Below are 24,549 nucleotides of genomic sequence, written 5' to 3'. Positions count from 1 at the left end.
GGCGCAGTGCCCCCGCACCCGGGCGCCCCGGCCCGGGGAAAGGTCACCCCGCGAACGGCGTCCCCGGCAGACCGTGCCCCGCGTCCGGCACCACCAGCAGGGAGCCCGACAGCGGATGAGGGGCGTCCAGCCCGGTCCGCGCGGTGGAGACGTACAGGTCACGCAGGCCCGGCCCGCCGAACGCGCAGGCGGTGGGGCGCCGCACCGGTAGCTCCAGGACCCGGTCCGGCCGGCCGTCGGGGGTGAAGCGCCGCACCGCGGCACCGTCCCAGAAGGCGACCCAGACGCAGCCGTCGGCGTCCACCGTCAGGCCGTCGGGCCATCCGTGGCCCGGTTCGACCGTGACGAAGGGGCGGCGGCCGCCGACGCTCGGGCCGTCCACGTCGAACACGTCGATCCGCCGCGTCGGGGTGTCGATGTAGTACATGAGCCTGCCGTCCGGACTCCAGCCCGTGCCGTTGCTGACCGTCACCGCGTCCGGCAGGACCGCCACCGTGCCGTCCGGGGCGACGCGGGAGAGGCCGCCGCCGCCCTCACGCTCGTCGTAGCGCATGGTGCCGGTCCAGAGCGCGCCGTCCGGCGCCACGGCCGCGTCGTTGCCCCGCCGGCCGGGGACGGGGTCGTGGACCAGCCAGGAGAAGGCACCGTCGGTGTCGTACAGCCCGGTGCCGTCGCGCAGGGTGACCACGAGCCCGCCGGCCGCCCGCGGCTTGGCCGCGCCGACGTGCTGCTCGGTGGCCATGACCGTACGGCGACCGGTGGACGGGTCGTACGTGTGGACACGGGCGGAGAGGATGTCCACCCAGATCAGCCGCCCGGTCGCCGGGTCCCAGGTGGGGCCCTCGCCGAGCTCCGCCCGCTCGCGGACGGCCACCTCCCAGACGGAGGTCATCCCTGCCCCCGGTGGTGTCCGAGCCGGCCGGACAGCGCGTCGGCGCCTCCCGCGGCAAGCTGGGCGAGCTCCGCCTCGCGCTCCTCGCTCCAGCGGATCATGGGTACGGAGATGGAGAGCGCGGCGACGACGCGTCCGGACCGGTCGCGGACCGGCGCGGCCACACAGCTCACGTCCGGGTTCGACTCGCGGTGCTCGACCGCTATGCCGCGCTCGCGCACGACGGCCAGCGCGGCCCGCAGTTCGGCCGCGTCGGTGAGGCTGTTGTCGGTCATCGCGACGAGTTCGCGTCCGTCGAGGCGGGCGTCGAGCTCCGCCTCCGGGAGCGCGGCCAGCAGCAGCTTGCCCACGGAGGTGCAGTGGGCGGGCAGCTTGCGGCCGGCGGCCGACACCATGCGGACCGCGTGCGTGGAGTCCACCTTCGCGATGTAGATGACCTCGGTGTCCTCCAGGATCGCCACGTGGACCGTCTCGCCGCACGTCTCCGCGACCTCGCGGGCCACCTGCTGCCCCTCGGCCGCCAGGTCGAGCTGCTCCGCGTACCGGCTGCCGAGCTGGTAGGTGCGGACACCGAGTCGGTAGCGTCCCGGCTGCCCCGGGACCGTGACCAGGTAGGACCGGGCCGCGAGGGTGGTGAGCAGTTCGTGGACGGTGGTCCGTGGCAGTTGCAGTGTGCGGGTGACCTCGGGGGCGGAGAGAGTGCCCTCACCCTGGAGGAAGAGTTCGAGCACGTCCAGCGCCCTGGTCACCGCAGGGACGAGTCGCCCCATGTTCGCCCACCATTCTGTTCGACACTCCGGTCAATGACCGGAATCACGAACGCAGGCTAACCGCAGGGAACTTGTCCCGGCAACGTCCGTGACGCGGTGGCGCGGCAGGACACAGGCACGCTTCGGCCCGTGTATACGGACTTTTCACGCTTTCACGGGGGTCCGGTGGGCGCGCCTCCTGATTCACGGGCCCGCGCCAGGGTATTCGCTGTCCCATGCCGACTACGAGCAGCACTCCCTTCCCGGGCCACCTGCGCGCCTGGCTCCACGGGCGCGATCTCGCCGCCTTCCGCAGCGTGGCCGAGAGACACTGGCCCGGCGCCGCGCCCGTCCTGCCCCGGCTGAGCCGCAGCGCCAACCACGGCCTGCTGTGGTTCGGGGCAGCCGCGGGCATGGCGGCGCTGGGCGGCAGCGCACGGTCCCGCCGGGCGGCGTTGCGGGGGGTAGCCTCACTGGCCGTCGCCTCCGTCGCCATCAACACGGTGGGCAAGGGGGCGGTCCGCAGGGAGCGGCCGATACTGGACATGGTGCCGGTGATACGGCAGCTGAAGCGGCAGCCCTTCACCACCTCCTTCCCTTCGGGCCACGCGGCGTCGGCGGCCGCGTTCGCCACGGGTGTCGCCCTGGAGTCCAGGGGCTGGGGTGCGGTCGTGGCGCCGGTGGCGGCCGCCGTGGCAGCCTCCCGCGTCTACACCGGGGTCCACTACCCGAGCGACGTGCTGGCCGGAGCGGCGCTCGGCGTCGGTGCGGCGTTCGCCCTGCGCGGGGTCGTACCGACCCGTGGCCAGCTGCCCGCCCCGGGCCGGCCCCCGGGCGAGGCACCGGCCCTGCCCGACGGGCGGGGCCTCGTAGTCGTCGTCAACCAGAAGTCGGGCTCCGCGACGGCGGCGGCGGCCGTGATCCGCGACACTCTCCCCCTGGCCGAGGTGGTGGAGTGCGCGCCGGCCGACCTGTCCGCGTGCATGGAGAAGGCGGCGGGCCGGGGCAGGGCGCTCGGCGTCTGCGGGGGCGACGGAACCGTCAACATGGCGGCGGCCGTAGCCGCGACCCACCGCCTGCCGCTCGCCGTGTTCCCCGGCGGGACCCTCAACCACTTCGCGTACGACCTCGGCATCGAGACGGTGCAGGACACGGCGAGGGCCCTCGCGGCGGGCGACGCGGTACGGGCCGACCTGGGCCGCTTCCGGCCGGGCCCGAAGGGGCCGGAAGGGGCGGACGGCTACTTCCTCAACGCCTTCAGCCTCGGGGTGTACCCGGAGCTCGTACGGACCCGGGAGCACTGGGCCCCCAGGATCGGCGGCTGGCCCGCAGGAGTCCTGGCCGCGGTCGAGGCACTGCGCGGATCGCGCCCTCTGACCGCCGAACTCCAAGGGCGGACACGACCGTTGTGGCTGCTCTTCGTGGGCAACGGACTGTTCCAGCGCCTGGGCCCCGCCCCTGGCCGCCGGCACAACCTGGCGGACGGGCTGCTGGATGTGCGGGTCGTGCACGGCGGCCGGACGCCAGGGCTCCGCCTTCTGGCCGCAGCCGTCGCGGGCCCACTGACCCGGTCGCCCGTGCACGCCGCGGTTCGGCGGCGCAGGGTGCGGATCTCCGGCCTCGCACCGGGCACTCCCTACGCGTACGACGGTGAAGTGGCGCACTCCGAAGGCGATCTGGTGATCGACAAACTGCCGGAGGCGCTCACGGTCTACTGCCCGATGCCGATCTGAGTCCCGCTATTGATCCCGCATCCTGAGATACGGATCTCAGGATGCGACATCGCGGCGTACTGTCGTCGTCCCGCCTGCGACTGAAGTCCGAGAGAGGACGCACGGCCATGCCGAAGGAATCCGCTGTCTACACCCACGGGCACCACGAGTCGGTGCTGCGCTCCCACGAGTGGCGGACCGCCGCCAACTCGGCGGCCTACCTGCTCCCCGGACTCCGCCCGGGACAGGCGGTCCTGGACGTCGGCTGCGGACCGGGGACCATCACGGCCGACCTGGCGGAACGCGTCGCGCCGGGCCGGGTGACCGGCCTCGACACCGGGCGCGGCATCCTGGACCGGGCGGCCGCGGTCGCCTCCGGACGCGGCCTGGACAACGTCGAGTTCGCCACCGGAGACGTCCACGCACTGGACTTCCCCGACGACTCCTTCGACGTGGTCCACGCACATCAGGTCCTGCAGCACGTGAGCGACCCGGTGCGGGCGCTGCGTGAGATGCGGCGGGTGTGCCGGCCCGGCGGCCTGGTTGCTGCGCGCGACAGCGACTACGCGGCGATGACCTGGTATCCGGAGACGGCCGGAATGACGCGCTGGCAGGAGCTGTACGGCAGGGTGGCCCGCGCCAACGGCGGCGAGCCCGACGCGGGCCGCAGGCTGCTGTCCTGGGCGCGGCAGGCCGGGTTCACCGACATCACCCCGAGCGCGGCGGTATGGTGCTTCGCCACGCCGCCGGACCGCGCCTGGTGGAGCGGCCTGTGGGCGGACCGTACGACGGTGTCGGCGTACGCGAGATCGGCGGTGGACGGCGGGCACGCGGACCCCGCCCTGCTGGCGGAGATCGCGGACGCCTGGCGCGCGTGGGGCGAGGAGCCCGACGGGTGGTTCATGGTGCCCCACGGCGAGGTGCTCTGCCGGGCCTGACACCGGGGATCGGGCAGCGTCCGGCCGGGCCCGTGGAGTTCGGTGCGGGTCCCGCCGGGGAATCGATCACATCGCCGCGGACCGCCAACTACCCTGGGGCCATGGACATCCTGGGAACCACGCTGCGCATCTGCGTCGACGACCTGGAGGCCTCGGTGGCCTTCTACGAGGGCCTGACCAGCACTCCGGCGCTGCGCTTCGAGCGCGGCGGGGTCTCGGTCGCGGCGATCGGCTGCTTTCTCCTGATGAGCGGTCCGGAATCGGAGCTGGAGGTGCTGCGCAAGGTCACGGCGACGATCGCCGTCAAGGACGTCGACGAGGCCCACGCGGCCCTGACCCGAGTAGGAGCGAGGGTCATCGCCGGCCCGGTACCCACACCGGCCGGCCGCAACCTGATCGCCCTGCACCCGGACGGTTCGGTCTTCGAGTACGTCGACCGGAACGTCCCGGCCTGACCGGTGCGACCGGCGCGGGGCGCACGCGGCCCCCGGCCCCCAGGCATCACGCCGGGGGCCGGGGGCCGTCTTCTACTTGAGGTAGACCAGACCGTCGGTCGTCACGGTGGGACGGCCCGAGGTACCGACCACCACGACCTTGACCGTGTGCTTGGCGCTACTGGTCCAGGTCTTGGTCCACAGCGCGTCCCGGTACTTGGTGGTGGCCGACTTGAGGTCGACGGTCGCCACCTTGGTTCCGTCGACGTAGACGTACGCCTGTCCGGAGGTCGAGGCGCGCGAGACGACCCAGGCGGCCGAGCGGCCGGTGAACGTCCAGGTCAGCGAGGCGTTCTTGGAGGAGCTGGAGTACGACTTCCCCCCCAGGTAACTGCTCGACGACTTGGCCGCCCAGGTACCGGACTTGACGGCCGAGCTCTCCTGGAGAATCACCGGGGTACCGGAGACCGAGGCGGAGGCGGCGTTCCCCGCGTAGTCGTAGGCGGTCAGCTTCCACGTCGTGGCGATGGCCGACTTGGCCGTGTGCGAGGCACTGGTCGTGGTGGGGCCGTAGGTCTTCGCCGGGGAGGCCAGCCGCACTTCCTTGAGAGCCGCGCCGTCGGTCGCCTTCCAGCTCAGCTTGAGGGGTACGGCGGCGGTGTTCACGGTGCCGGCGCGAAGGGCGAGTGAAGGCTTGGTGGTGAAGGCGGGGACGGTGGTCTCCGCGATCACGGTGACCGCCGTACTGGTCGTCGCCTTGCCCGAGATGTGCGTGGCGCGCACGGCCACGGTGTGGGTACCGACGGCGAGCGACGCCGTGGCCGAGGTGGTCGTGCCGGTGGTGGTGGCCACCGCCTTGCCGTCGACCAGCAGCGCGTACTGCTTGATCAGGACGGACGGTGTGGTGGCGGACCAGTTCACCGTGATCCCGGCCTTGGTGTAGTACTTCCCGCCCGAACTACCCGCGCCGGTCAGGGATTTGACACTCAGACCGGTGACGGGCCCGGCCGCCAGGGTGCGGATGGTGGCGAGCTGGTTGTAGAAAGCGTTGCCGGGGCACTGCGTGTTGTACCCGTCCCGGTGACCGTGGATGACCGGGAAGGAGAGCTGGGCGCCCTTGGCCCAGCTCTTGCGGAAGTAGTTGGTGCCCACGTCACCCGCGGTCAGCGTGGTGGTGCCCGCGGGGTCCACGCCGTACTGCCCCAGCTTCCATGCCGCGATCCGGGCGACGGACAGCAGGGCGGCCTGCGGCGGTGCGGCGTCGGTGTAGGTCCCGAGGACGGAGATGCCGACGGTCTCGGCGTTGAAGCCGTAGGCGTGGGCGCCCTGGACCGGGCGGTCGACGCCGCCCTTGCGGCCCTCGTAGACGGTGCCGCACTTGTCGACGAGGAAGTTGTATCCGACGTCCTTCCAGCCCAGTTGCCTGACGTGGTAGGCGTAGATGCCGCGCACCACCGCCGGCGCCTCGGCACACGTGTAGGCGTTGGACTCAGCGGTGTGGTGGACCACCACCGCCTTGATCTTCCCGCCCGGCAGGTAGCCCGGCGCCTCGGGGCTGATCGACTCGTCGGCCCCCCAGCCGGCCCGGGAGGTGATGGGCGGCCGGGGCATGGTGCTCGGCGGGGCGGGGGGAGCCGTGTCGCTGGGCGTCGGCGTCGGCGTCACGGTGACGGACGGCGAGGGCGAGGCGGACGGCGTGCCCGGGTCCGAGGACGGCGACTCGGAGACGGAGGGCGACTCGCTCACCGGCGGCTCGGTGGTCGGATCCGGGTCGGCGGTGACCGGGGGGTCCGAGGTGACGTCGGGCTGGGGCTCGGTGGAGACCGAGGGCTCGGCGGTCGGTTCGTCCGTCCCCTCGACCGCGTAGGCCGCGGGCTCGACACCGCCGGTCCCGGGGTCGACCATGTCCAGCCGCAGACCGGCGGGCAGGCCGGCGGACGTTCCCTTCTCCGAGACGACGCGGGCCTCGACGCCGTCGGACGGGCCCACCCAGGCCGGCTCGGTGCCACCACGTGCGGCCCCGTCCTCCCCCTGGCCGCTGTTCCCGTCCAGCCGCAGCCACGGCGACCACTTCCCGGTCTCCAGGGCGCGGGTACGCACCTCGACCCGCCCGGCGACGTGGGCGCCGGGGTCCGTCCACGTCAGGCCCAGCATGCTGAACCGCTCCACGTCACGGCGCGCCAGCGAGGCGCCCGACCCGTCGCCGGTGGTCCGCAGCTGCGCGGTGGACGCGTGGGACGGGACCGGCTTCCGCCCGCCTCCGTCACCGACGCTGCCGTCCGCGCCGCCGGTCGCTCCCTGAAAGATCAGGACTCCGGTCAGTCCGGTCACCACGGCCGCAGCCGTGCCCCATATCCGATGCCGCTTCACGCAGCCCCACCCCTCGTTCCGTCACCCTGCGGCCCCCCACGGAGCACGTACGTCACAGGCTCCGCCAGAACGTACACCGCCGACTGTTCGCATGCTCGACCGGTCCCAAGAATTAGGCGTGAGCTCACGAAAGCGGGGTAGGAGATACCTTTTTGGCCGCCGAAGGTGACGTAGTTCACACCGTCGTCGGCACGCCGCACACGGGATGCGGTGACGCGCCGATCACCGCGGCGACGGGCGGCGGTGAGTGGCCCAGTGCTCCGCCGCGGTGATGCCGAGCAGAACCACGTCGTGGTAAGCGCCGGCGAGGAACTCGTGCCGGCGCAGCCGTCCCTCCTCGACGAAGCCCAGCCGGCGATACAGGGCGAGGGAGGCGTCGTTGACGTCGTGGACCTTCACCTCGCACTTGTTGTACCGCTGTTCGGCGAACATGTAGGTGAGGACGAGTTCGGTCGCCTCGGCCGCGTATCCCCTGCGACGGTGCTCCCGGGCGATCGCCACTCCCGTGCTGAAGCGTCCCGCCCGGCTGTCGGTCTCCCCGACGGTGACGGTCCCGGCGAACGACTGGTCGGCCACCGCCTCGATCACCAGGCGGAACGCCTCGCCCCCCGGCGGACGTACGGCCCGCTCCGCGGTCCAGGCGCGGAAACCCTCGGCGGAGCGCGGAGGGTCGACCAGGTCGGAGTTGCGGACGTCCAGGGTGTGCCGGGCGAGTCCGCGAAAGCCCTCCCAGTCCTCTGGCTCCACCCCGCGCAGGCGTACCTTTCCGCCGGTCCACAGGTCACTCACGGCGCCCCCTCGCTCTCGGCTGCAGGCGCTGACGGCCGTGCACACCGAGTGCGCACCCTAGCGGCGCCGGACCGCCGCGCGCACCCGATATGGGGGCCGTGCGCGCCGGCCGGCCGACGACCACGGGCACCCGTCAGCGGACGACGTCGAAGACGTTCTTCTGCAAGCCGTTGGCGTACGCCTCGTGTTCGACCAGCTTCAGCTTCTGCGTGTCCTTGTCCGTGGCGCTGAACAGCCGCTTGCCCGCACCGAGCAGCAGCGGGAAGACGAGCAGGTGGTAGCGGTCGATCAGGCCGGCGTCGGACAGGCCGCGGTTGAGTGTGGCGCTGCCGTGGACGATGAGGGGGCCGCCCTCGGTCTCCTTCAGCGCGGCGACCTCGTCGAGCGAGCGCAGGACGGTGGTCTCGCCCCAGTCCGACACCAGGTCGTCCCCGGTGAGGGTGGTGGAGACGACGTACTTCGGCATCACCTTGTAGTCGGCGAAGTCCTCCATGCCGGGCCAGACGGCGCTGAACGCCTCGTAACTGACCCGGCCCATGAGCATCGCGGTCGCCTCCTTCTGCTCCCGGCCCTTGATCTCGAAGGCCTCGGGGAGGAACTCCACGTCCTTGAAGGTCCACCCCGAGTTCCGGTAGCCGGGCTCGCCGCCGGGGGCTTCCACCACGCCGTCGAGTGAGACGAAGGCGGTGCTGATCAGGGTGCGCATGACATGTCTCCTGGACTCTCGGGCCGGTTCCCGGCAGGTTCGGCCGGTGTCGCTCCAGTCGGCTCGCGGCTGAAGTACACCACCTGTCACTGACAGACCGCGCATCCCCGGGAAACTCATCGGTCGACGGCGTACCGCGCCGTTCAGCCGACGGCAGGCAGGTCCAGTACCCCCGTGTCCTGGGGCGCGCTGACGACCGTGACCGGCTTGACGCCCCGGTTGCCGAAGTACGCCGTGTCACTGGTGGCGATCACGAACTTCAGCCGGTGGCCCGTCCCGTACCGGTGCACGACGGCCGGGAGGTCCACGGTGAAGGGGCGGGTGACGTCAGGGACGCGTACCGGCGCGACCAGGCGGTTCACCAGCTTCTGGGTGCCGTCGGGCGCCACGTCGTACACCTTGGCGAACAGGACCAGCTTGTCGGCGGCGTCACCGCTGTTCTGGACCCGCTCCGTCTTCGGCGAGGCGACTTTCAGGGTGGCCTTCGGCGCACCCACGACGTCCAGCGGCGCGGTGAGCGGAGCGCTGGTCCAGGCGAGGTGGGTGCCCCTGGTGTCGTACGGCGCCGGGTCGGTCAGGCCGATGAGGCCCGCGAGCGAGCTCTCGGAGTGACTGGTCGGCAGGAGCCGGTTCGTGTACTGGCGGCTGCCCCGGACGACCTTCGACCGGTTGTCCACCAGGGTGCCGTCACCGGAGAGGTACATCGTCCGTGACAGGGCCGGCACACCGGTGGCGGTGCCGTAACCGTCCGCCCAGTCACGGTAGTAGGCGAAGTCGGGGCCGGTGTCGGTGTCCGGTACGTGCCGGAGGTAGCGGTCGAACCAGGCGAGGATCCGCTGCCCCGTGTAGCTCGTCCCCGGATTGCCCGCCGACAGGTCGAGTTCGCCCGGCACCTGGCCGCCGCTGTGGCCCCAGGCCTGCCAGATCATCTTCGTCGTCGTGCCCTGGGCCTTGAGCGTCCGGTAGGTGGCGGTGGCCTCGTTGAGGTGGAACAGGGTGTCCGCCTGGCCCTGGACGAGCAGGGTGGGAGCGGTGACACCGGACAGGTACGAGACGGGCGAGACGCTGCGCGCGTACGTCAGCATGGCGTCGGTCCTGCCGGCCGGATAGCGGCCCGAGTTCAGGAAGCGGATGGTGTCACAGGCCCGGGGGGCGAAGTGGAGGCAGGCGAGGGTACCGAAGCGGGACGGGTCCAGGCTCGGGACCAGGAGCGACTGGCCCTCGCCCATCAGGTAAAAGCCGTTGGTCCACTGCCACTTGAAGACACCGGCCGTGTCCGAGGAGACGCCCCGGGACGCTCCGGCGGCGTTGGGGGCGAGCGAGTACGCCAGGTCGTTCCAGGTGATGAGGGGGACGAGGGCGTCGACCCGGTGGTCGACGGACGCGGTGGCCAGCTGGACGGCGCCGCCGTACGATCCGCCGATCATGCCGACCCGGGGGTCCCCAGGGCCGTCGCCGCTCACGTAGTCGGCCCTCGTGCCGTCGTCGGCGGCGCGGGTCCCGGCGAGGAAGTCGATGAGCGCGGAGGCCGCCCGGCCGTCGGCCGCGGGGTCGTCGAGCGTGATGAGGCAGCCGGACGCGCCGAAGCCCAGGCCGGAGTGGACGAGGCCGACGTAGCCCCGGGAGGCGAAGGCCCTGCCGAGGGCGTCGGTGGATCCGTCGGCCTTGCTGCCGCCGAAGCCGTTGGTCGCCATGACCGCCGGGGCGGGGTGCCCGGCGTCGACCCCGTCCGGCCGGTAGAGGTCCGCGTCGACGGTGCAGGTGCGGTCTCCGGCCCGGACCGTGAACTCCAGGGGGGTGACGGTGTATCCGGAGGCGGCCGACGCGTCCGTGGCGCCCAGCAGGGTCAGCGGGGCCAGGAGCGCCGCCCCGGCCAGGAGGGTGAGGGGACTGCGGAGCCTGGAGACAGCACGCGACACATGGACCTCCGTACCGAGGGACCTTACCGACTGGTAAGTACCGGGCTGGACCATGCTGTGACACAGGTCATACCGCTGTCAACGCACGGACCGGCGTTTCCGCCGGGCCGGCAGCCGGGCCCGGGGGGACGGCCGTTCGCGCGACCGGGACCGCGCAGCCCGGCCGTGCGGCACGGCGCTGCCGGCTGGCCGCCGGGTCCCGTGCGGCCCGCTCCCGTGCCTCACACCAGGGCGGGCACCTCGACGGTGAGCGTGCACCGGCTTCCGTCCGCCGGCGCGTCCAGTACCGCCGGTACGCCCAACGGGACCGTCAGCGCCGTCGGGCCGTGGCCGAAACCCAGCTCCTCGACGACCGGCACCCCGAGTCCGCCGAGCCGGTCGGCGAGCACCGCCCGCACCCGGTCGTACGGTCCGCACTGCTCCCAGGAGCCGCAGACGACACCGGATATTCCCTCGAACGCCCCCCTGCGCAGCAGCCGGGTGAGGATGCCGTCGAGCCGGTACGGATCCTCCGTGACGTCCTCGATCAGCAGCAGCCCGCCCCGCGCCGAGGTGCGCGCGTGCGGGGTGCCCGCGTCGGCGGCGAGCAGGCTCACGCAGCCCCCGTACGTGATGCCCCGGGCCGTGCCGGGCACCAGGGCGGCCGCCGTGTCCAGGCCGAGCGTGCGCACCGACTCGGGCGCGAACAGGGTGGAGCGCAGGGCCTCTTGGGTGTCCGCGTCCTTGAGGAAGACCTCGGTGGCGGTCATGGGCCCGTGCAAGGTCGAGAACCCCGCCCGCAGCGCGAACGCCTCGTGCAGCACGGTGATGTCGCTGTAGCCGACGAACACCTTGGGTCCGGCCTCCCGGATCGCGGCCCAGTCCAGGAGGTCGACCATGCGGTGTGCGCCGTACCCTCCCCTGGCGCACAGCACCGCGTCCACCGAGGGGTCGCACCAGGCGTCCTGGAGGTCCCGGGCGCGGGCCTCGTCCGTACCGGCGAGGTAGTCGAGCGACGGGTGGACGTCCAGGACGTGGGGGGCGGCCACCGGGTCGAGGTCCCAGGCGCGCAGCAGGTCCAGCCCCCTCGCCAGGCGATCGGCGGGTACGGGGCCGCTGGGCGCGACGACGGCGACCCGGGACCCGGGCCGCAGTCTGGCCGGGCGGGCGAGGGCCACCAGGCTCACTTCGTCAGCTCCAGCCGGGGCACGTCGGCGCGATCAAGGCCGAACGTCTGTGCGTACAGGGAGAGTTCGGCCTCCAGCGCCCGGATCAGGGTGTCCGCGCGGCGGAACCCGTGACTCTCGCCCTCGAAGGCGAGGTAGGCGTGCGGAATCCCGCGTCCCTCGATCGCCGCGATGAACCGTTCGCACTGGGCCGGGGGGCAGATCGGGTCGTCCAGTCCCTGGAGCAGGACGAACGGTGCGGTCAGCCGGTCGGTGCGGTTGATGGGCGAGCGTTCCCGGTAGCGCTCGGGCACCTCGGCGAGCGGGCCGACGAGCGACTCCAGGTACTGCGACTCGAAGTCGTGCGTCTCCCCGGTCGCCCAGCCTTCCAGGTCCAGGATCGGATAGCTGATCGCCCCGCAGGCGTACACGTCGGTGGCCGTCAGGGAGGCGGCGGCGGTCCAGCCGCCCGCGCTGCCGCCCCGGATCGCCAGCCGGTCACGGTCGGCGGAGCCCTCCGCGGCCAGGGCCAGGGCGACGGCCGCGCAGTCCTCGACGTCGACGACGCCCCACTGTCCGCGGAGCCGTTCGCGGTAGGCGCGGCCATGACCGGTCGAGCCGCCGTAGTCGACCGCGACGACCCCGATCCCGCGGGAGGTGAAGTAGGCGATCTCCAGGTCGAGCACGAGCGCGGAGCGCCCGGTCGGCCCGCCGTGCACCCAGACGGCGTACGGCGGCAGTTCACCCGCCGGGCCGGTCCGCTCGGGGTGGTGCGGCGGGTACACGTGGGCGTGGATGTCCCGGCCGTCCGGGCCGGTGAAGGTGCGGGTCCGCGGCTCGGGGTAGTAGGCGGGATCGACGGCGTCCCGGTGGGGTGCGCCGACGGTCCGGGTGTGACCCGTCGCGGTGTCCAGCTCCACCACCTCGAAGGAGGTGCGGGGGCTCGCGGCGATACCGAACACCCTGGTGTCGTGCACGGCGAGCGTCTCGGCCCACGCGGTCCAGGGGCCGACCGCGTCGACGAGTTCGCCGGTCTCGGGGTCGAGGACGCCGAGTGTGGTGGTGCCCCGGCCGTGGATGACGGCGATCAGGCCGTTGTCGAGCAGGTGGAACCAGCGCAGTCCGATCTTCCACAGCGGCCCGCCGAACTCCTCGCGCCGGCCGGAGCAGAGCCGGTCGCCGGGCACGCCGGCTCCGGCGTCGGGCCTGATACGCCGGAGTTCCCACCAGCCGCCGGTGTCGGAGACATACACCAGCGAGCCGTCCCGGTCCCACTCCACCTGGACCACCGATTCGCCGGGGCCCCCGACGAGTGGCCGCACGGCGGTGAAGGTGCCCCGGGGGGTCACCTCGGCGGTCATCACGACGGTGCCGTCCCACGGCATCCGGGGGTGGTCCCACGCGATCCAGGCGGCCCGGCGGCCGTCGTGGGAGAGCCTGGCTCCGGTGACGAACCGGTGCCGGTCGTCGCTGAGTTCGCGTACGGCACCGCGGTCACCGGCTGCCGAGCCGTCCAGCGGTACCGCGGCGATCACCCGTCGTACGTCGGTGGGTGCCTCGCCGGTGAACTCTTCCATGACGCACCACACCTCGTCCCGTCCGGGCCGCAGCTGCGGATCGACCCAGCGCAGTCCGCCGCCGATGGCCGAGACCGGGGTGAGTGGCCGGGGCGCGTCGTGCCCGTCCGGCGCGTAGGCGTACAGCCGCTGGTCGGCGTGGTTCACGAAGACGACCAGCGGCCCGCCCTCCGCACGCGCTACGGCGGCCCACGGCACGCCGCCGTACTCGATGACGCGGCTGCGGGGGTTCCACGGCTCCGGGAGTACGGAGTCGGTGGTGCCGTCGGCCCGGCACCGCACCAGGGCGCGGCGGCCTCCCTCGGCGGGGCGCGGTTCCGTCCACCACACCTCGTCCCCGACGCTGCCGACGAACTCGGGCCGCCCGTCGTGCGCGGCGGCGAGCGCCGCGTCGATCGGCGAGGGCCAGGTGCCGTACGCCGCTGTGGTCACCATCGTCGATTCCCCCTCGTGGGTCAGGCGCTGCGCAGGAAGTGGTCCAGGACCCGGACGCCGAAGTGCAGGGCGTCGACCGGGACCCGCTCGTCGACGCCGTGGAACAGCGCCTGGTAGTCGAAGCCGGGTGGCAGTCTCAGCGGGGAGAAGCCGTAGCCGGTGATGCCGAGGCGGGAGAACTGCTTGGCGTCCGTGCCTCCCGACATGCAGTACGGGACGGCGTGAGCCCCCGGGTCGAACAGCTCGACCGCGGCACGCATCTTCGCGAACGTCGGTGAGTCGACCGGTGCCTCCAGGGGCACCTCACGATGGTGGTACTCCCAGGTGACGCCGGGACCGGTCAGCCGGTCCAGGGTCTCGCGGAACTCGTCCTCGCCGCCGGGCACCACACGGCCGTCGATGTGGGCGGTGGCCCGGCCGGGGATGACGTTGACCTTGTAACCGGCGTCCAGCATCGTCGGGTTGGAGGTGTTGCGGACGGTCGGCGCGACGAGGTCGGCGGCGGGGCCGAGCTTGCCCAGCAACTCGTCCACGTCGAGACCAGGTTCGTCGAGGTCGAGGGGGATGTGGTGGAGGGCGGCGATCTCGGTGAGTGCGGCCCGCACGGTCGGGGTGAGGCGCACCGGCCACTCGTACGCGCCGATCCGGGCGACGGCGGCGGCGATCCTGGTGACGGCGTTGGCCCTGTTCACCTTGGAGCCGTGCCCCGCCTTGCCCTCGGCGGACAGCGTGAGCCAGCCCGTGCCGCGTTCACCCGCGGCGATGGGGTAGAGCGACATCCCCGGGCCGGCGTGGAAGGTGAAGGCCCCAGACTCGCTGATGCCCTCCGTGCACCCCTCGAAGAGTCCGGGGTGCGCGTCGGCGAGGAAGCCGGAGCCGTCGTCCGCGCTCGCCTCCTCGTCGGCGGTGTACGCGATGACGATGTCGCGGCGCGGACGGACACCGGCGCGTGCCCACGCGCGGACGACGGCGAGCACCATCGCGTCCATGTTCTTCATGTCGACGGCGCCGCGTCCCCACACGACGCCGTCGCGTACCTCGCCCGAGAAGGGGTGCACGGTCCAGTCGGAGGCCTCGGCGGGGACCACGTCCAGGTGGCCGTGGACGAGGAGGGCGTCGGCGGCGGGGTCGCTGCCCGGGATGCGCGCGACGACGTTGGTCCGTCCGGGGGTGCGCTCCAGCAGGACGGGTTCCAGCCCGGCGCCCGCCAGCCGCTCGGCGACGTACTCCGCGGCCGGGCGCTCACGGCAGCTGCCGTCGCCGTGGTTGGTGGTGTCGATGCGGATCAGTTCGGAGGTGAACGTCACCGACTCGTCGAGTGCCCGGCCGTCGACCGGTCCGGACGGGGGGATCGCCTCAGCCATACTGCTCCTCCACGGCGGACGACACGATCGTCGTCACCGCCTTGAACGTGCGAATTCCGTCGTACATGGTCCCGCTGGTATAGGCGACGCGCCGCTCACCGGTCGGCGCCACGCCGGGAACGACCGTCGCGGCCGCCGCAAGGTGCTCGGCGTCGAACTCCAGCTCGACCGCGAAGGAGCCGCCCGTCACGGGGGTGTGGCGCACGGCGAGCGCGGCCGCCTCCTTGGCGGCGGCCCGGATGTCGGCGGCGGTCCTGGCCGGGGTGCGGCAGACGGCCGCGTACCGCGAGACGTGGTCCTTGACCGCGACCTTGCGGGCATCCGGCGCGTAGGTGTCGGCGTCCTTGCAGGTCAGGTCGTCGCCGGTGACCAGGACGACGGGCACGCCGTACTCCGCCGCCACATGGGCGTTCAGCAGGCCCTCGCTCGCGCGCACGCCGTTCAGCCAGACGCCGGTGATGGAGTTGGCGAGGTAGGTGTGGGCGAGCACGCCCTCCGTGCCGGCGCCGGTGTGGTAGCCGACGAAGGCGACGGCGTCGACGTCACCGTGCTGGATGCCCTCCACCATGGAAAGCGACTTGTGCTTGCCGGTGAGCATCTGGACACGGTCGTCGAGCCGCTCCAGGAGGAGGTTGCGCATGCTCCAGTGGGCCTCGTTGACGAGCACGTCGTCGGCGCCCCCGTCGTAGAAGCCCAGTGCGGCCGCGTTCACGTCGGAGGTGAACAGGGAGCGGCAGCGCTCCCACTGCGGGGTGCCGGGCAGCACGTCGGCCGGCCAGGTCACTCCGGTGGCGCCCTCCATGTCGGCGCTGACGAGGATCTTCACGGTGCGCGGTCCTGTCGCTGGTCGGTCACTCCCCGGCCTGCGGGGCGGGAAGAGGATCTTCGTGCCGCTTCACCGTACGCGGCACGGCAGCACCGGACCAGTGCCATGGGGATCTGTCACCGGTCCAGTCCGGTGGTGCCGTCCGCCGACACGCACGTGCGGCCGGGGGCTGCGCCGGGGCCCGGGATCAGGGGCGGGCGGTGCCCTTCACCGTCTCCTCGATCCGGGCGAGCTCCTCCTCGCCGAACTCCAGATTGCCGACCGCGGCCACACTGTTCTCCAGCTGGGCCACGCTGCTCGCGCCGACCACCGCGGAGGTGACCCGGCCGCCGCGCAGCACCCAGGCCAGCGCCATCTGGGCCAGCGACTGGCCGCGCTCGCGCGCCAATGCGTTCAACGCGCCCAGACGGTCCACCAGTTCGGGGGTGACCGCGTCGGCCGAGAGGAAGGGGCTCGCGCCCGCCGCCCGCGAACCCTCCGGAATGCCGCCCAGATAGCGGTCGGAGAGGATGCCCTGCTCCAGCGGTGAGTAGGCGATGGAGCCGGCGCCCAGCTCGTCCAGGGTGTCCAGGAGGCCGTCCTCGACCCAGCGGTCCAGCATCGAGTAGCGCGGCTGGTGGATGAGGAGGGGGGTACCCAGCTCGTTCAGGATCCGGGCGGCCTCGCGGGTCTGCTCGGCGGAGTAGTTGGAGACGCCGACGTAGAGCGCCTTGCCCTGGCGCACCGCCGTGTCCAGCGCCCCCATCGTCTCCTCGAGCGGGGTGTCGGGGTCGAAGCGGTGCGAGTAGAAGATGTCGACGTAGTCGAGTCCGAGCCGGGTCAGGCTCTGGTCCAGGGATGCGCGCAGGCTCTTGCGGGAGCCCCACTCGCCGTACGGGCCCTCCCACATGTGGTAGCCCGCCTTGGTGGAGATGACGATCTCGTCCCTGAGGTGGGCGAAGTCCGTCCCGAGGGCGCGGCCCATGGCGGTCTCGGCGGCGCCGGGCGGCGGGCCGTAGTTGTTGGCCAGGTCGAAGTGGGTGATGCCCAGGTCGAAGGCCCTGCGCAGGATCGCGGCCTGGGTCTCGGGCGTCCGGTCGCCTCCGAAGTTGTGCCAGAGACCGAGCGACAGCGCGGGAAGCAGCAGGCCACTGCGGCCGGTGCGCCGGTAGGGCATGGCGGTGTAGCGGTCGGGGGACGGAACGTACATGCGAGCACTCCGCGAGAGAGGTCCGGGGCGCGCGCCAGGTCTGGTGCGCTCGTCCCAGCCTGGCGGAGAACGATCCAGCAGTCCAACAGGAGATTCCGCTGGGATTCATCGCCTAGATTGCTCAATCATGGAACTGCGTCAGCTGGAGCACTTCGTCGCCGTGGCCGGGGAACGGCACTTCACCCGCGCCGCGGAACGTCTCGCCGTGTCCCAGTCCGGACTGTCCGCGTCCGTGCGGGCGCTGGAGCACGAGCTGGGGACGCCCCTGTTCAGCCGCACCACCCGCACCGTGCGGCTGACGGAGGCGGGACAGGCCCTGCTGGTGGAGGCGGAGCGCACGCTGGCCGGCGCGAGGGCGGCCCGGGACGCCGTCGACGCCGTACGGGGGCTGCTGCGCGGCACGCTGACGCTGGGGGTGGAGCAGTGCGTGGCCGGTGTCAGCCCGGCACGGCTGCTCGCGGCCTTCCACCGGGAGCACCCGCACATGGAGATCCGGCTGCGGCAGGAGGGGACGTCCAGCCTGCTCGAAGGGGTGGCCGGCGGGCGCCTGGACCTCGCGTTCGCGGCCACCGTCAGCCCACCGGAGTGGCGGGGTGAACTGCTGCCGCTCGCACGGGAGGAGATGGTCGTCCTCTGCGGGCCGGACCACCGCATGGCCCAGCAGGGGCAGCGGGTGGCGTGGGCCGCACTGCGGGGCGAGCCGTTCATCGACTTCCACCCGGACTGGGGTCCGCGGCGCGCGGCGGACGAGGCGTTCGCGGCGGCGGGCGTGCGCCGCACGGTGGCGTTGGAGGTCAACGACGTGCACAGCCTGCTGGAGCTGGTGCATGAGAGGCTCGGCATCGCCGTGGTTCCGCACCACTTCTCGCGCAAGCCGGAGGCCGCGGGCCTGGTGGCCGTGGAGCTCGACGGACCGCACCCCCCGGCGTACGAGAGCGTGGTGGTCCTCCCGCCGGCCGGGGCCATGAGCCCGGGGGCCAGGGCGCTGCTGTCGCTGGTACGGGAGGCTCTGCCGCGCTGAGACCGGCCGTCCGCCCTCGCCGCCGAGGCCGGTGGACCGGCCACCGCCCCCGCGGAGCTCCGTTCGAGCCGACCGTACGGCTCCGCAGCCGTCCACGCACCGACCCGGGCGCGGCTCACGGCGTACGGGGCCGGGGCGGACCCGCCCCGGCCCCGCACGCCGCCGCTGCGTCGCGGGCTCAGTCCTCGTGCCCCAGCTGGAGATCGCGTTCGGTGCGGCCCCCGCCCGGGACCTGGAGCACGGTGGCAACCGGCGGGTAGCCGGCCGCGATGACGGTGTACTCGCCCGTCGACAGGTCCACGAAGCGGAACGACCCGTCGGGCCCGGTGGTCAGGGTGTCGACCACGTTGCCCGCCGCGTCCAGCAGGGTGACCCGGGCGTCCTCCACCGCCCGCCCGCCGGGGGCCCGTACGACTCCGCGCAGGACGGCGCCGCCGGCCAGTTCGATGTCCTGCCGCGTCTCGCGGGCCGCCTGCACGCTGACGGGCAGGGCGGCGGGGCGGAAGGCCGGCGCGCTGGCCGCCAGGGTGTACTCCCCCGCCACTAGTTCCGCGAGCACGTAGCCGCCCTCCCGCCCGGTGCGGGTGGTCGCGACGACCTCGCCGCGCACGTCGGTGAGGGTGACGGCGGCGTCCCGCACCGGAGCGCCGTCCGGTGTGACGACCGCGCCAGCCAGCCGTCCCGCCCCGCCGAGCACGACGTCGAGGTCCACGGGGCGGGCCCCGACGGTGACGCTGACCGCCTGCGGCTGGTGGCCGCCCGCGGCGGCGATCAGCACGTACGAGCCGGCGCCGGGAGCGCTCAGCGCGTACCGCCCGTCGTCGCCGCTCGCCCCCCGTCCGACCTGCTGTCCCTGGACGTCGATGAGGGTCAGCGCGGCACGGCCCACCGTCGTGCCGTCGGAGTGCTGGACGCTCCCGCGGACCGGGACCCCCGGAAGGTGGGCGGGGGTCGGCGGACCCGCGTCGAGGCGGGCCGCCGGGATCGCCGTGTGCGTCGGTGACGGCTCGGCGGCGGGAGGGGAGGTGGGGTGGGACACCAGCGGTTTCTCCTTGAGGAAGAAGGCGAGGAACAGGCCGAGCAGGAGCACCGGCACGAGGTACAGGAAGATCCGCGGCATGGCGTCGGCGTACGCCTGGATGTAGGCGTCACGCAGCGCCGGTTCCATGGCGTGGACCAGTTGCGGGGTGATCGACTCCGGGTCGGGCAGGCCGGCGCCGGACGGGAGCCGCACCTCGAGGGCGTCCGCGAGGCGTCCCGCGAACAGGGTTCCGAAGATCGCTGCGCCGACGCTGCCGCCGATCTGCCGGAAGTAGTTGTGGGCACTGGTGGCGGTCCCGAGGTCCGAGGGGCGTACGGAGTTCTGCACGGCCAGCACCAGGATGGACATGACGAGGCCGATCCCGATGCCCAGGACGGCCTGCCAGACGCCGTACTGCAGCGCCGGGGTGTCGGTGTCGAGGAGGGAGAGCAGCCACATACCGACGGCCGACACCGCTCCGCCCACCAGCGGATAGACGCGGTAGCGGCCCGTGCGCGAGACGAGCTGTCCGGAGACGACGGACGAGAGGACGATGCCGCCCATCATGGGCAGCATCAGCAGCCCCGACTCGGTGGCGGACACGCCCTCGACCATCTGGAGATAGGTCGGCAGATAGCTCGCCGCCCCGAAGAGCGCGACCCCGATGACCGCGCCCACCAGCGAGGTGACGTTGAAGACGGAGTCGCGGAACAGGCGCAGCGGGATGAGGGGTTCGGCGGCCCGGTGCTCCACGACGAGGAAGAGCAGAGTCGTTCCGGTGGCCCCGGCGGCGAGCCCCAGAACGGTGCGGGAGCCCCAGGCGTACTCCGTCCCGCCCCAACTGGTGAGCAGTACCAGGCAGGTGGACGCGACGGCCAGCAGCAGCGCTCCCAGTACGTCGAGGCGGGGACGGACGGCGGGCTTCGGCAGTTTCAGTACGAGCGCGATGACGGCAAGGGTGGCGAGCCCGAACGGCACGTTGATGTAGAAACACCAGCGCCAGGAGGCGTGGTCGGTGAAGAAGCCGCCGAGGAGCGGGCCGGCCACCGAGGCAAGGCCGAAGACGGCCCCGATGAGGCCCATGTAGCGGCCTCGCTCCCTGGCCGGGACGATGTCGGCGATGATCGCCTGGACGCCGATCATGAGTCCGCCGCCGCCGATGCCCTGGACGGCACGGAAGACGATGAGTTCGTCCATGGTGCGCGACCAGCCCGCCAGGGCGGAGCCGATGACGAAGATGACGATCGCGAACTGGAAGACGCCCTTGCGGCCGAAGAGGTCACCGAGCTTCCCGTAGAGCGGCAGACCGATCGTCGAGGCGAGCAGGTAGGCGGTGACCGCCCAGGACATCTTGTCCAGGCCGTGCAGCTCGCCCACGATCTTGGGAAGTGCCGTGGCGACGATCATCTGATCGAGGGCCGCGAGCAGCAGGGTGAGCATCAGCCCGAGGAAGACCAGCCGAACCCGGCGGGGCGTGATCTCCTCTGGCGGGGAGGCCGGCAGTGCGGCGGTCGGTAGGTCCGGCGGCGTGGGAGGCGCGGGTTCGACCGCGACGCCTCCCGTACCGTCCGGCCCGTCCTTCACCAGAGTGATCCCACCCACCACGTGACGCTCCCCTCGTCGCACCTGCGCCGCACATTTCTCGCACCCAGTGGCAAGGCGGGGCAAACGCGAACGGGCGTGCACACGGCGCACACTGAGGGCTTATGCGCCGGTGGGAGGCGTTACGGCGCACGACCGGCCATCCCGGAAAACCACCCGTTCCGGTGAGGCCGGCCGTGACGCCGACAGCAGGCGGGGCAGCGTTACTTCTCGACCTCGGTGGCGAGGTTCTGCAGCAGTTCGTCGTAGATCCGGCCGAGCCCCTTGGGGGCGAAGGTCTTCTCGAAGAACCCGCCGATGCCGCCCGCGCCGTTCCACACGGTCAGCACGACCACCCGGGACCTGCCTTCACCGGCCGGGGTGACGGTCCAGGTGGTGACCATGGAGGAGTTGCGGTCCTTCTCCACGAGCCGGCCCTCGGACGGCTCCGTGACCTCGAGCAGGCAGTCGCGGACGCGCTTGCTGGTGGCCTGGAGCTTCCAGTGGACGAGGGAGCCCTCACCGTCTCCGCCCTCGCGCACCTCGTACTCACTGAAGTGCCCGGGCAGCACCTTGCCCCGGACCTCCTTGTAGTCCGCCAGCGCGTCGAACACCGTCTCTGCGTCCGCCGCGATGATCCGCTCCGTCGTGGCCTCGACCTGCGCCATGCCTGCTCCTCCAGCACTCGGTTGTTCGGGGTGCTGCTGAGCCAACCACCTCGGGTGCGGCCCCTCAAAATCGGGGTCGGCGTCCCGTCGCGCACGATCAAGGGAACACATGTTCTATTCTCGGCCCAGCACTACCGAGGAGGAGTCCATGCGCTGGGACAACCTGGCAGAAACCACCGCACAGAGCGCGAAGCCCGAGCCCGGCGCGCTCTTCGCCGCGGACTCGGTGACCACGCGCACCTTCGACACCCCCGAATTCCGGGGGATCACCTTCCACGAGATCCGGGCCCGCTCGATCGTGAACCGGGTGCCCGGCGCCTCACGGATGCCGTTCGAGTGGACCGTGAACCCTTACCGGGGCTGTTCCCATGCCTGCGTCTACTGCTTCGCCCGCAAGACGCACAGCTATCTGGACCTGGACACCGGCCTCGGCTTCGACTCGCAGATCGTGGTCAAGATCAACGCAGGTGAGCTGCTGAACCGCCATCTCGCCTCCCCCCGGTGGCAGGGCGCACACATCGCCATGGGCACCAACGTCGACTGCTACCAGCGGGCAGAGGGCCGGTACCGGCTGATGCCCGGCATCATCGAGGCGCTGCGGGACCACGCGAACCCCTTCTCGATCCTGACGAAGGGCACCCTGATCCTGCGCGACCTGGACCTGCTGCGGCAGGCGGCCGAGGTCGCCGAGGTCGGCATCTCCGTCTCCGTGGGCTTCACGGACCGCGAGCTGTGGCGCACCGTGGAGCCGGGGAGCCCCTCCCCCGAGCGCCGGTTGGACGTCGTCCGCGCCCTGGCCGGCCAGGGGATCGACTGCTCGGTGCTCATGGCTCCGGTCATCCCCTTCCTCGGCGACAGTCCCGACCAGCTGCGCGTCACGGTCCAAGCCATCGCCGCGGCCGGCGCGGCCTCGGTGACACCCCTGGTGCTGCACCTGCGGCCCGGCGCCCGCGAGTGGTACATGCAGTGGCTCGGCCGGCACCACCCGCACCTGGTGCGGCGCTACGAGCGGATGTACGCGGACGGGGCGTACGCGCCCACCTGGTACCAGCGCCGCATCACGCGCCGGGTGCACGAGCTGGCCGCCGAGTTCGGCATCGGCCCCGCGCACCGGGGCGAGTCCCGGCGGATCACCGTACCCGGAAGGGCGGCGGTGCCGGAGGTCGAGGAGCAGGGGCCCACCCAGTTGACCCTGCTCTGAGGGCCGGCCTGCGCTGACGGGGTGTCACCCTGCTGCGCGGCACGTCGTCCGGCCGTGCCCGGGCGCCGCACTGGCGCGTTCGCAGGTCAGCTCCGCGTCCGCCTGCGCGGCTCGCTCCCGCGCTGACCCGTAACTCACCCTCACCTGTCCGCACACCACTCTTCTGTGTCCGCGCACACTCTCCCGTGTCACCGCTCACACTCCCGTGCCCACACGTTCGCGCGATGATCAATCGGGTCAACTCTCGCCGGAATCTGTCCTTCCGCGCCCGTTTTCGGGGAGCATGCGGCGGAGGCCGTGTCCCTCACAGCCGCGTACTCTCCACCACGGGAGGCCATATGACGAAACGTGCAGGAATCCTGGTCGCCGTCGGCGCCACGGTCGCGGGCGTGTTGACCGCCGTACCGTCCGCCGCCTCAGCCCCACACGCCGCGTCACCCTCATCCGCCGCGTCGGCCGGTGCTCGCGCCTCCGCGCCGCTGAAGTGGACCGGCTGCGCGACGACGTCCTACCCGACCCTCCAGTGCGCGACGGTCCGCGCACCGCTGGACCATGACCGGCCCTCGGGCAGGCAGGTCACCCTCGCCCTGTCCCGGATCCCCCACACGGCGAAGACCTTCCAGGGCCCGCTGCTGGCCAACCCCGGCGGCCCCGGCGGGAGCGGCCTCTCGATGGCCGGCTTCGTGGCGTCCTCGCTCCCCGCGGAACTCGCGGCCCAGTACGACGTGATCGGGTTCGACCCGCGCGGGGTCGGGAAGAGCACCCCCGCACTGGACTGCGCGCCGAAGCACTTCGACCCGGTGCGCCCCGACACCGTGCCGGACTCCTACGCGGCCGAGAAGGCCAACCGCGACCGGGCGGCGTCCTTCGCCGCCGCCTGCGGGAAGACCCACGGTGACCTGCTGCCCTTCATGGACACCGTCAGCACGGCCAAGGACCTGGACGTCATCCGCCAGGCCCTCGGCGCCCGGCGGATCAACTACTTCGGCTACTCCTACGGCACCTACCTGGGCGCGGTCTACGCGAAGCTGTTCCCCGAGCGCGTGCGACGCCTGGTGCTCGACTCGATCGTCGACCCGGGAGGAGTCTGGTACGAGGACAACCTCGGCCAGGACTACGCCTTCGACGCCCGCCACAAGGCGTTCGCCGCGTGGGTCGCCCAGCACGACGCGACCTACCGGCTCGGCACCGACCCGGCGCAGGTCGAGGCCGCGTGGTACCGGATGCGTGCCGCCGTGAAGAAGCACCCCGCGGCCGGCAAGGTCGGCCCGAGCGAACTGGAGGACACCTTCCTGCCCGGGGGCTACTACAACGGCTACTGGCCCCACCTCGCCGAGGCGTTCGCGGCGTACGTGAACGACGAGGACCAGGACGCCCTCGCCACCGCGTACGACAACTTCGCCGCCGTCGACTCCTCGGGCGACAACGGGTACTCGGTCTACACGGCCGTGCAGTGCCGCGACGCGGCCTGGCCCCGCAGCTGGAACACCTGGCGCAACGACACCTGGCGGGTGCACCGCAAGGCGCCCTTCATGGCGTGGAACAACACCTGGTACAACGCCCCTTGCGCCACCTGGCCGGTGAAGCCGCTGAACCCGGTCCGGGTCACCAACCACAAGATCCCCCCGGCCCTGCTGCTCCAGGCCACCGACGACGCGGCCACCCCGTACGAGGGCGGCGTCGCCATGCACCGCAAGCTGAAGGGCTCCGGCCTGGTCGTCGAACAGGGTGGCGGCAACCACGGCATCAGCCTGAGCGGCAACGACTGTCTGGACGCCTACCTGGTGGACTACCTCACCGACGGCACGGTCCCGGACGCCGGAGGCAGCGGGGCCGACGCCGTCTGCGACGCCCTGCCCGACCCGGAACCGCTGACGAACGCGAAGGCCGGCTCCACCACGCAGGGCGCGGCACTGCACGGCCTGCTCGGCTCTCGCGGCTGAGAGCTACCGGGCGCCGCACCGGGGGCGTACGCACGGGTGAACCGCGCCACGAAGCGCCCCACGCCCGCG

At 72.4% G+C, this 24,549-nt stretch carries 19 protein-coding genes; 6 read left to right on the top strand and 13 right to left on the bottom strand.

What is annotated here, in order from left to right:
• Nucleotides 1-43: 43 nt before the first annotated feature.
• Both ACH4VO_RS22220 and ACH4VO_RS22215 read right to left on the bottom strand, forming a co-directional pair.
• The gene (locus ACH4VO_RS22220) at nucleotides 44-892 is read right to left on the bottom strand and encodes an SMP-30/gluconolactonase/LRE family protein (RefSeq protein WP_360992335.1); all 849 of its coding nucleotides are present in this window, start codon (nucleotides 890-892) and stop codon (nucleotides 44-46) included.
• Nucleotides 889-1,662, bottom strand: coding sequence for an IclR family transcriptional regulator (locus ACH4VO_RS22215; RefSeq protein ID WP_360992337.1), 774 nt, complete (start codon nucleotides 1,660-1,662; stop codon nucleotides 889-891). Before ACH4VO_RS22215 ends, ACH4VO_RS22220 begins: the two co-directional genes overlap by 4 nt.
• 215 nt (nucleotides 1,663-1,877) lie before the next feature.
• On the opposite strand from ACH4VO_RS22215, the gene ACH4VO_RS22210 reads away from it, so the two are divergent.
• The 3 genes from ACH4VO_RS22210 to ACH4VO_RS22200 all read left to right on the top strand — a co-directional run bounded on the left by ACH4VO_RS22210 (nucleotide 1,878) and on the right by ACH4VO_RS22200 (nucleotide 4,746).
• Nucleotides 1,878-3,374, top strand: coding sequence for a phosphatase PAP2 family protein (locus tag ACH4VO_RS22210; RefSeq protein WP_360992340.1), 1,497 nt, complete (start codon nucleotides 1,878-1,880; stop codon nucleotides 3,372-3,374).
• Between the two features lie 107 nt (nucleotides 3,375-3,481).
• Nucleotides 3,482-4,291: a methyltransferase domain-containing protein gene (locus ACH4VO_RS22205; RefSeq protein WP_360992343.1), complete on the top strand. Its 810-nt coding sequence runs from the start codon at nucleotides 3,482-3,484 to the stop codon at nucleotides 4,289-4,291.
• A gap of 101 nt (nucleotides 4,292-4,392) precedes the next feature.
• Nucleotides 4,393-4,746, top strand: a complete 354-nt coding sequence (locus tag ACH4VO_RS22200) for a VOC family protein (protein ID WP_069170304.1) — start codon at nucleotides 4,393-4,395, stop codon at nucleotides 4,744-4,746.
• 72 nt (nucleotides 4,747-4,818) lie between these two features.
• On the opposite strand, the gene ACH4VO_RS22195 is transcribed toward ACH4VO_RS22200, so the two are convergent.
• The 9 genes from ACH4VO_RS22195 to ACH4VO_RS22155 form a co-directional block, all read right to left on the bottom strand.
• Entirely contained in the window at nucleotides 4,819-7,080 is a 2,262-nt protein-coding gene (locus ACH4VO_RS22195; protein ID WP_398441268.1) for an N-acetylmuramoyl-L-alanine amidase, read from the bottom strand.
• A gap of 237 nt (nucleotides 7,081-7,317) precedes the next feature.
• Nucleotides 7,318-7,884 carry a GNAT family protein gene (locus tag ACH4VO_RS22190; protein ID WP_360992346.1) on the bottom strand — a complete coding sequence of 189 codons (567 nt, stop codon included), beginning with the start codon at nucleotides 7,882-7,884 and terminating at the stop codon, nucleotides 7,318-7,320.
• Nucleotides 7,885-8,017: 133 nt separating this feature from the next.
• Complete coding sequence (locus tag ACH4VO_RS22185) at nucleotides 8,018-8,590, bottom strand: dihydrofolate reductase family protein (protein ID WP_360992349.1); 573 nt, start codon at nucleotides 8,588-8,590, stop codon at nucleotides 8,018-8,020.
• Between the two features lie 143 nt (nucleotides 8,591-8,733).
• Nucleotides 8,734-10,563: a CocE/NonD family hydrolase gene (locus ACH4VO_RS22180; RefSeq protein WP_360992352.1), complete on the bottom strand. Its 1,830-nt coding sequence runs from the start codon at nucleotides 10,561-10,563 to the stop codon at nucleotides 8,734-8,736.
• 167 nt (nucleotides 10,564-10,730) lie between these two features.
• The gene (locus tag ACH4VO_RS22175) at nucleotides 10,731-11,675 is read right to left on the bottom strand and encodes an LD-carboxypeptidase (RefSeq protein ID WP_360992355.1); all 945 of its coding nucleotides are present in this window, start codon (nucleotides 11,673-11,675) and stop codon (nucleotides 10,731-10,733) included.
• Nucleotides 11,672-13,666 carry a prolyl oligopeptidase family serine peptidase gene (locus ACH4VO_RS22170; protein WP_360992357.1) on the bottom strand — a complete coding sequence of 665 codons (1,995 nt, stop codon included), beginning with the start codon at nucleotides 13,664-13,666 and terminating at the stop codon, nucleotides 11,672-11,674. The genes ACH4VO_RS22175 and ACH4VO_RS22170 overlap by 4 nt, the downstream gene beginning before the upstream one ends.
• Nucleotides 13,667-13,686: 20 nt before the next feature.
• Nucleotides 13,687-15,030, bottom strand: coding sequence for a M20/M25/M40 family metallo-hydrolase (locus tag ACH4VO_RS22165; protein WP_360992360.1), 1,344 nt, complete (start codon nucleotides 15,028-15,030; stop codon nucleotides 13,687-13,689).
• Nucleotides 15,023-15,856, bottom strand: a complete 834-nt coding sequence (locus tag ACH4VO_RS22160; protein ID WP_360992363.1) for a M55 family metallopeptidase — start codon at nucleotides 15,854-15,856, stop codon at nucleotides 15,023-15,025. Before ACH4VO_RS22160 ends, ACH4VO_RS22165 begins: the two co-directional genes overlap by 8 nt.
• 187 nt (nucleotides 15,857-16,043) lie before the next feature.
• Nucleotides 16,044-17,045 (bottom strand): aldo/keto reductase, encoded by a 1,002-nt coding sequence (locus ACH4VO_RS22155; protein WP_360992365.1) that lies wholly within the window; start codon nucleotides 17,043-17,045, stop codon nucleotides 16,044-16,046.
• A 127-nt stretch (nucleotides 17,046-17,172) separates the two neighbouring features.
• On the opposite strand from ACH4VO_RS22155, the gene ACH4VO_RS22150 reads away from it, so the two are divergent.
• The gene (locus ACH4VO_RS22150) at nucleotides 17,173-18,066 is read left to right on the top strand and encodes a LysR family transcriptional regulator (protein WP_360992368.1); all 894 of its coding nucleotides are present in this window, start codon (nucleotides 17,173-17,175) and stop codon (nucleotides 18,064-18,066) included.
• A gap of 178 nt (nucleotides 18,067-18,244) precedes the next feature.
• Here ACH4VO_RS22150 and ACH4VO_RS22145 read toward each other — a convergent pair whose 3' ends face one another.
• Both ACH4VO_RS22145 and ACH4VO_RS22140 read right to left on the bottom strand, forming a co-directional pair.
• A complete protein-coding gene (locus ACH4VO_RS22145) occupies nucleotides 18,245-20,692 on the bottom strand; it encodes an MFS transporter (protein WP_360992371.1) in 2,448 nt (815 codons plus the stop codon).
• A 200-nt stretch (nucleotides 20,693-20,892) separates the two neighbouring features.
• Nucleotides 20,893-21,336 (bottom strand): SRPBCC family protein, encoded by a 444-nt coding sequence (locus ACH4VO_RS22140; protein ID WP_360992374.1) that lies wholly within the window; start codon nucleotides 21,334-21,336, stop codon nucleotides 20,893-20,895.
• Nucleotides 21,337-21,484: 148 nt separating this feature from the next.
• Between ACH4VO_RS22140 and ACH4VO_RS22135 the strand changes: the two genes are divergently transcribed.
• Together ACH4VO_RS22135 and ACH4VO_RS22130 are read left to right on the top strand one after the other, a co-directional pair.
• Nucleotides 21,485-22,537 (top strand): Rv2578c family radical SAM protein, encoded by a 1,053-nt coding sequence (locus ACH4VO_RS22135; protein WP_360992377.1) that lies wholly within the window; start codon nucleotides 21,485-21,487, stop codon nucleotides 22,535-22,537.
• Nucleotides 22,538-22,875: 338 nt separating this feature from the next.
• A complete protein-coding gene (locus tag ACH4VO_RS22130) occupies nucleotides 22,876-24,480 on the top strand; it encodes an alpha/beta hydrolase (protein WP_360992379.1) in 1,605 nt (534 codons plus the stop codon).
• The last annotated feature ends 69 nt before the right edge of the window (nucleotides 24,481-24,549 follow it).

Origin of the sequence: Streptomyces sp. NPDC020780, assembly GCF_044334475.1 — a bacterium.
GTDB lineage: Bacteria > Actinomycetota > Actinomycetes > Streptomycetales > Streptomycetaceae > Streptomyces.
This window is presented reverse-complemented; position numbering and strand designations above follow the sequence as displayed.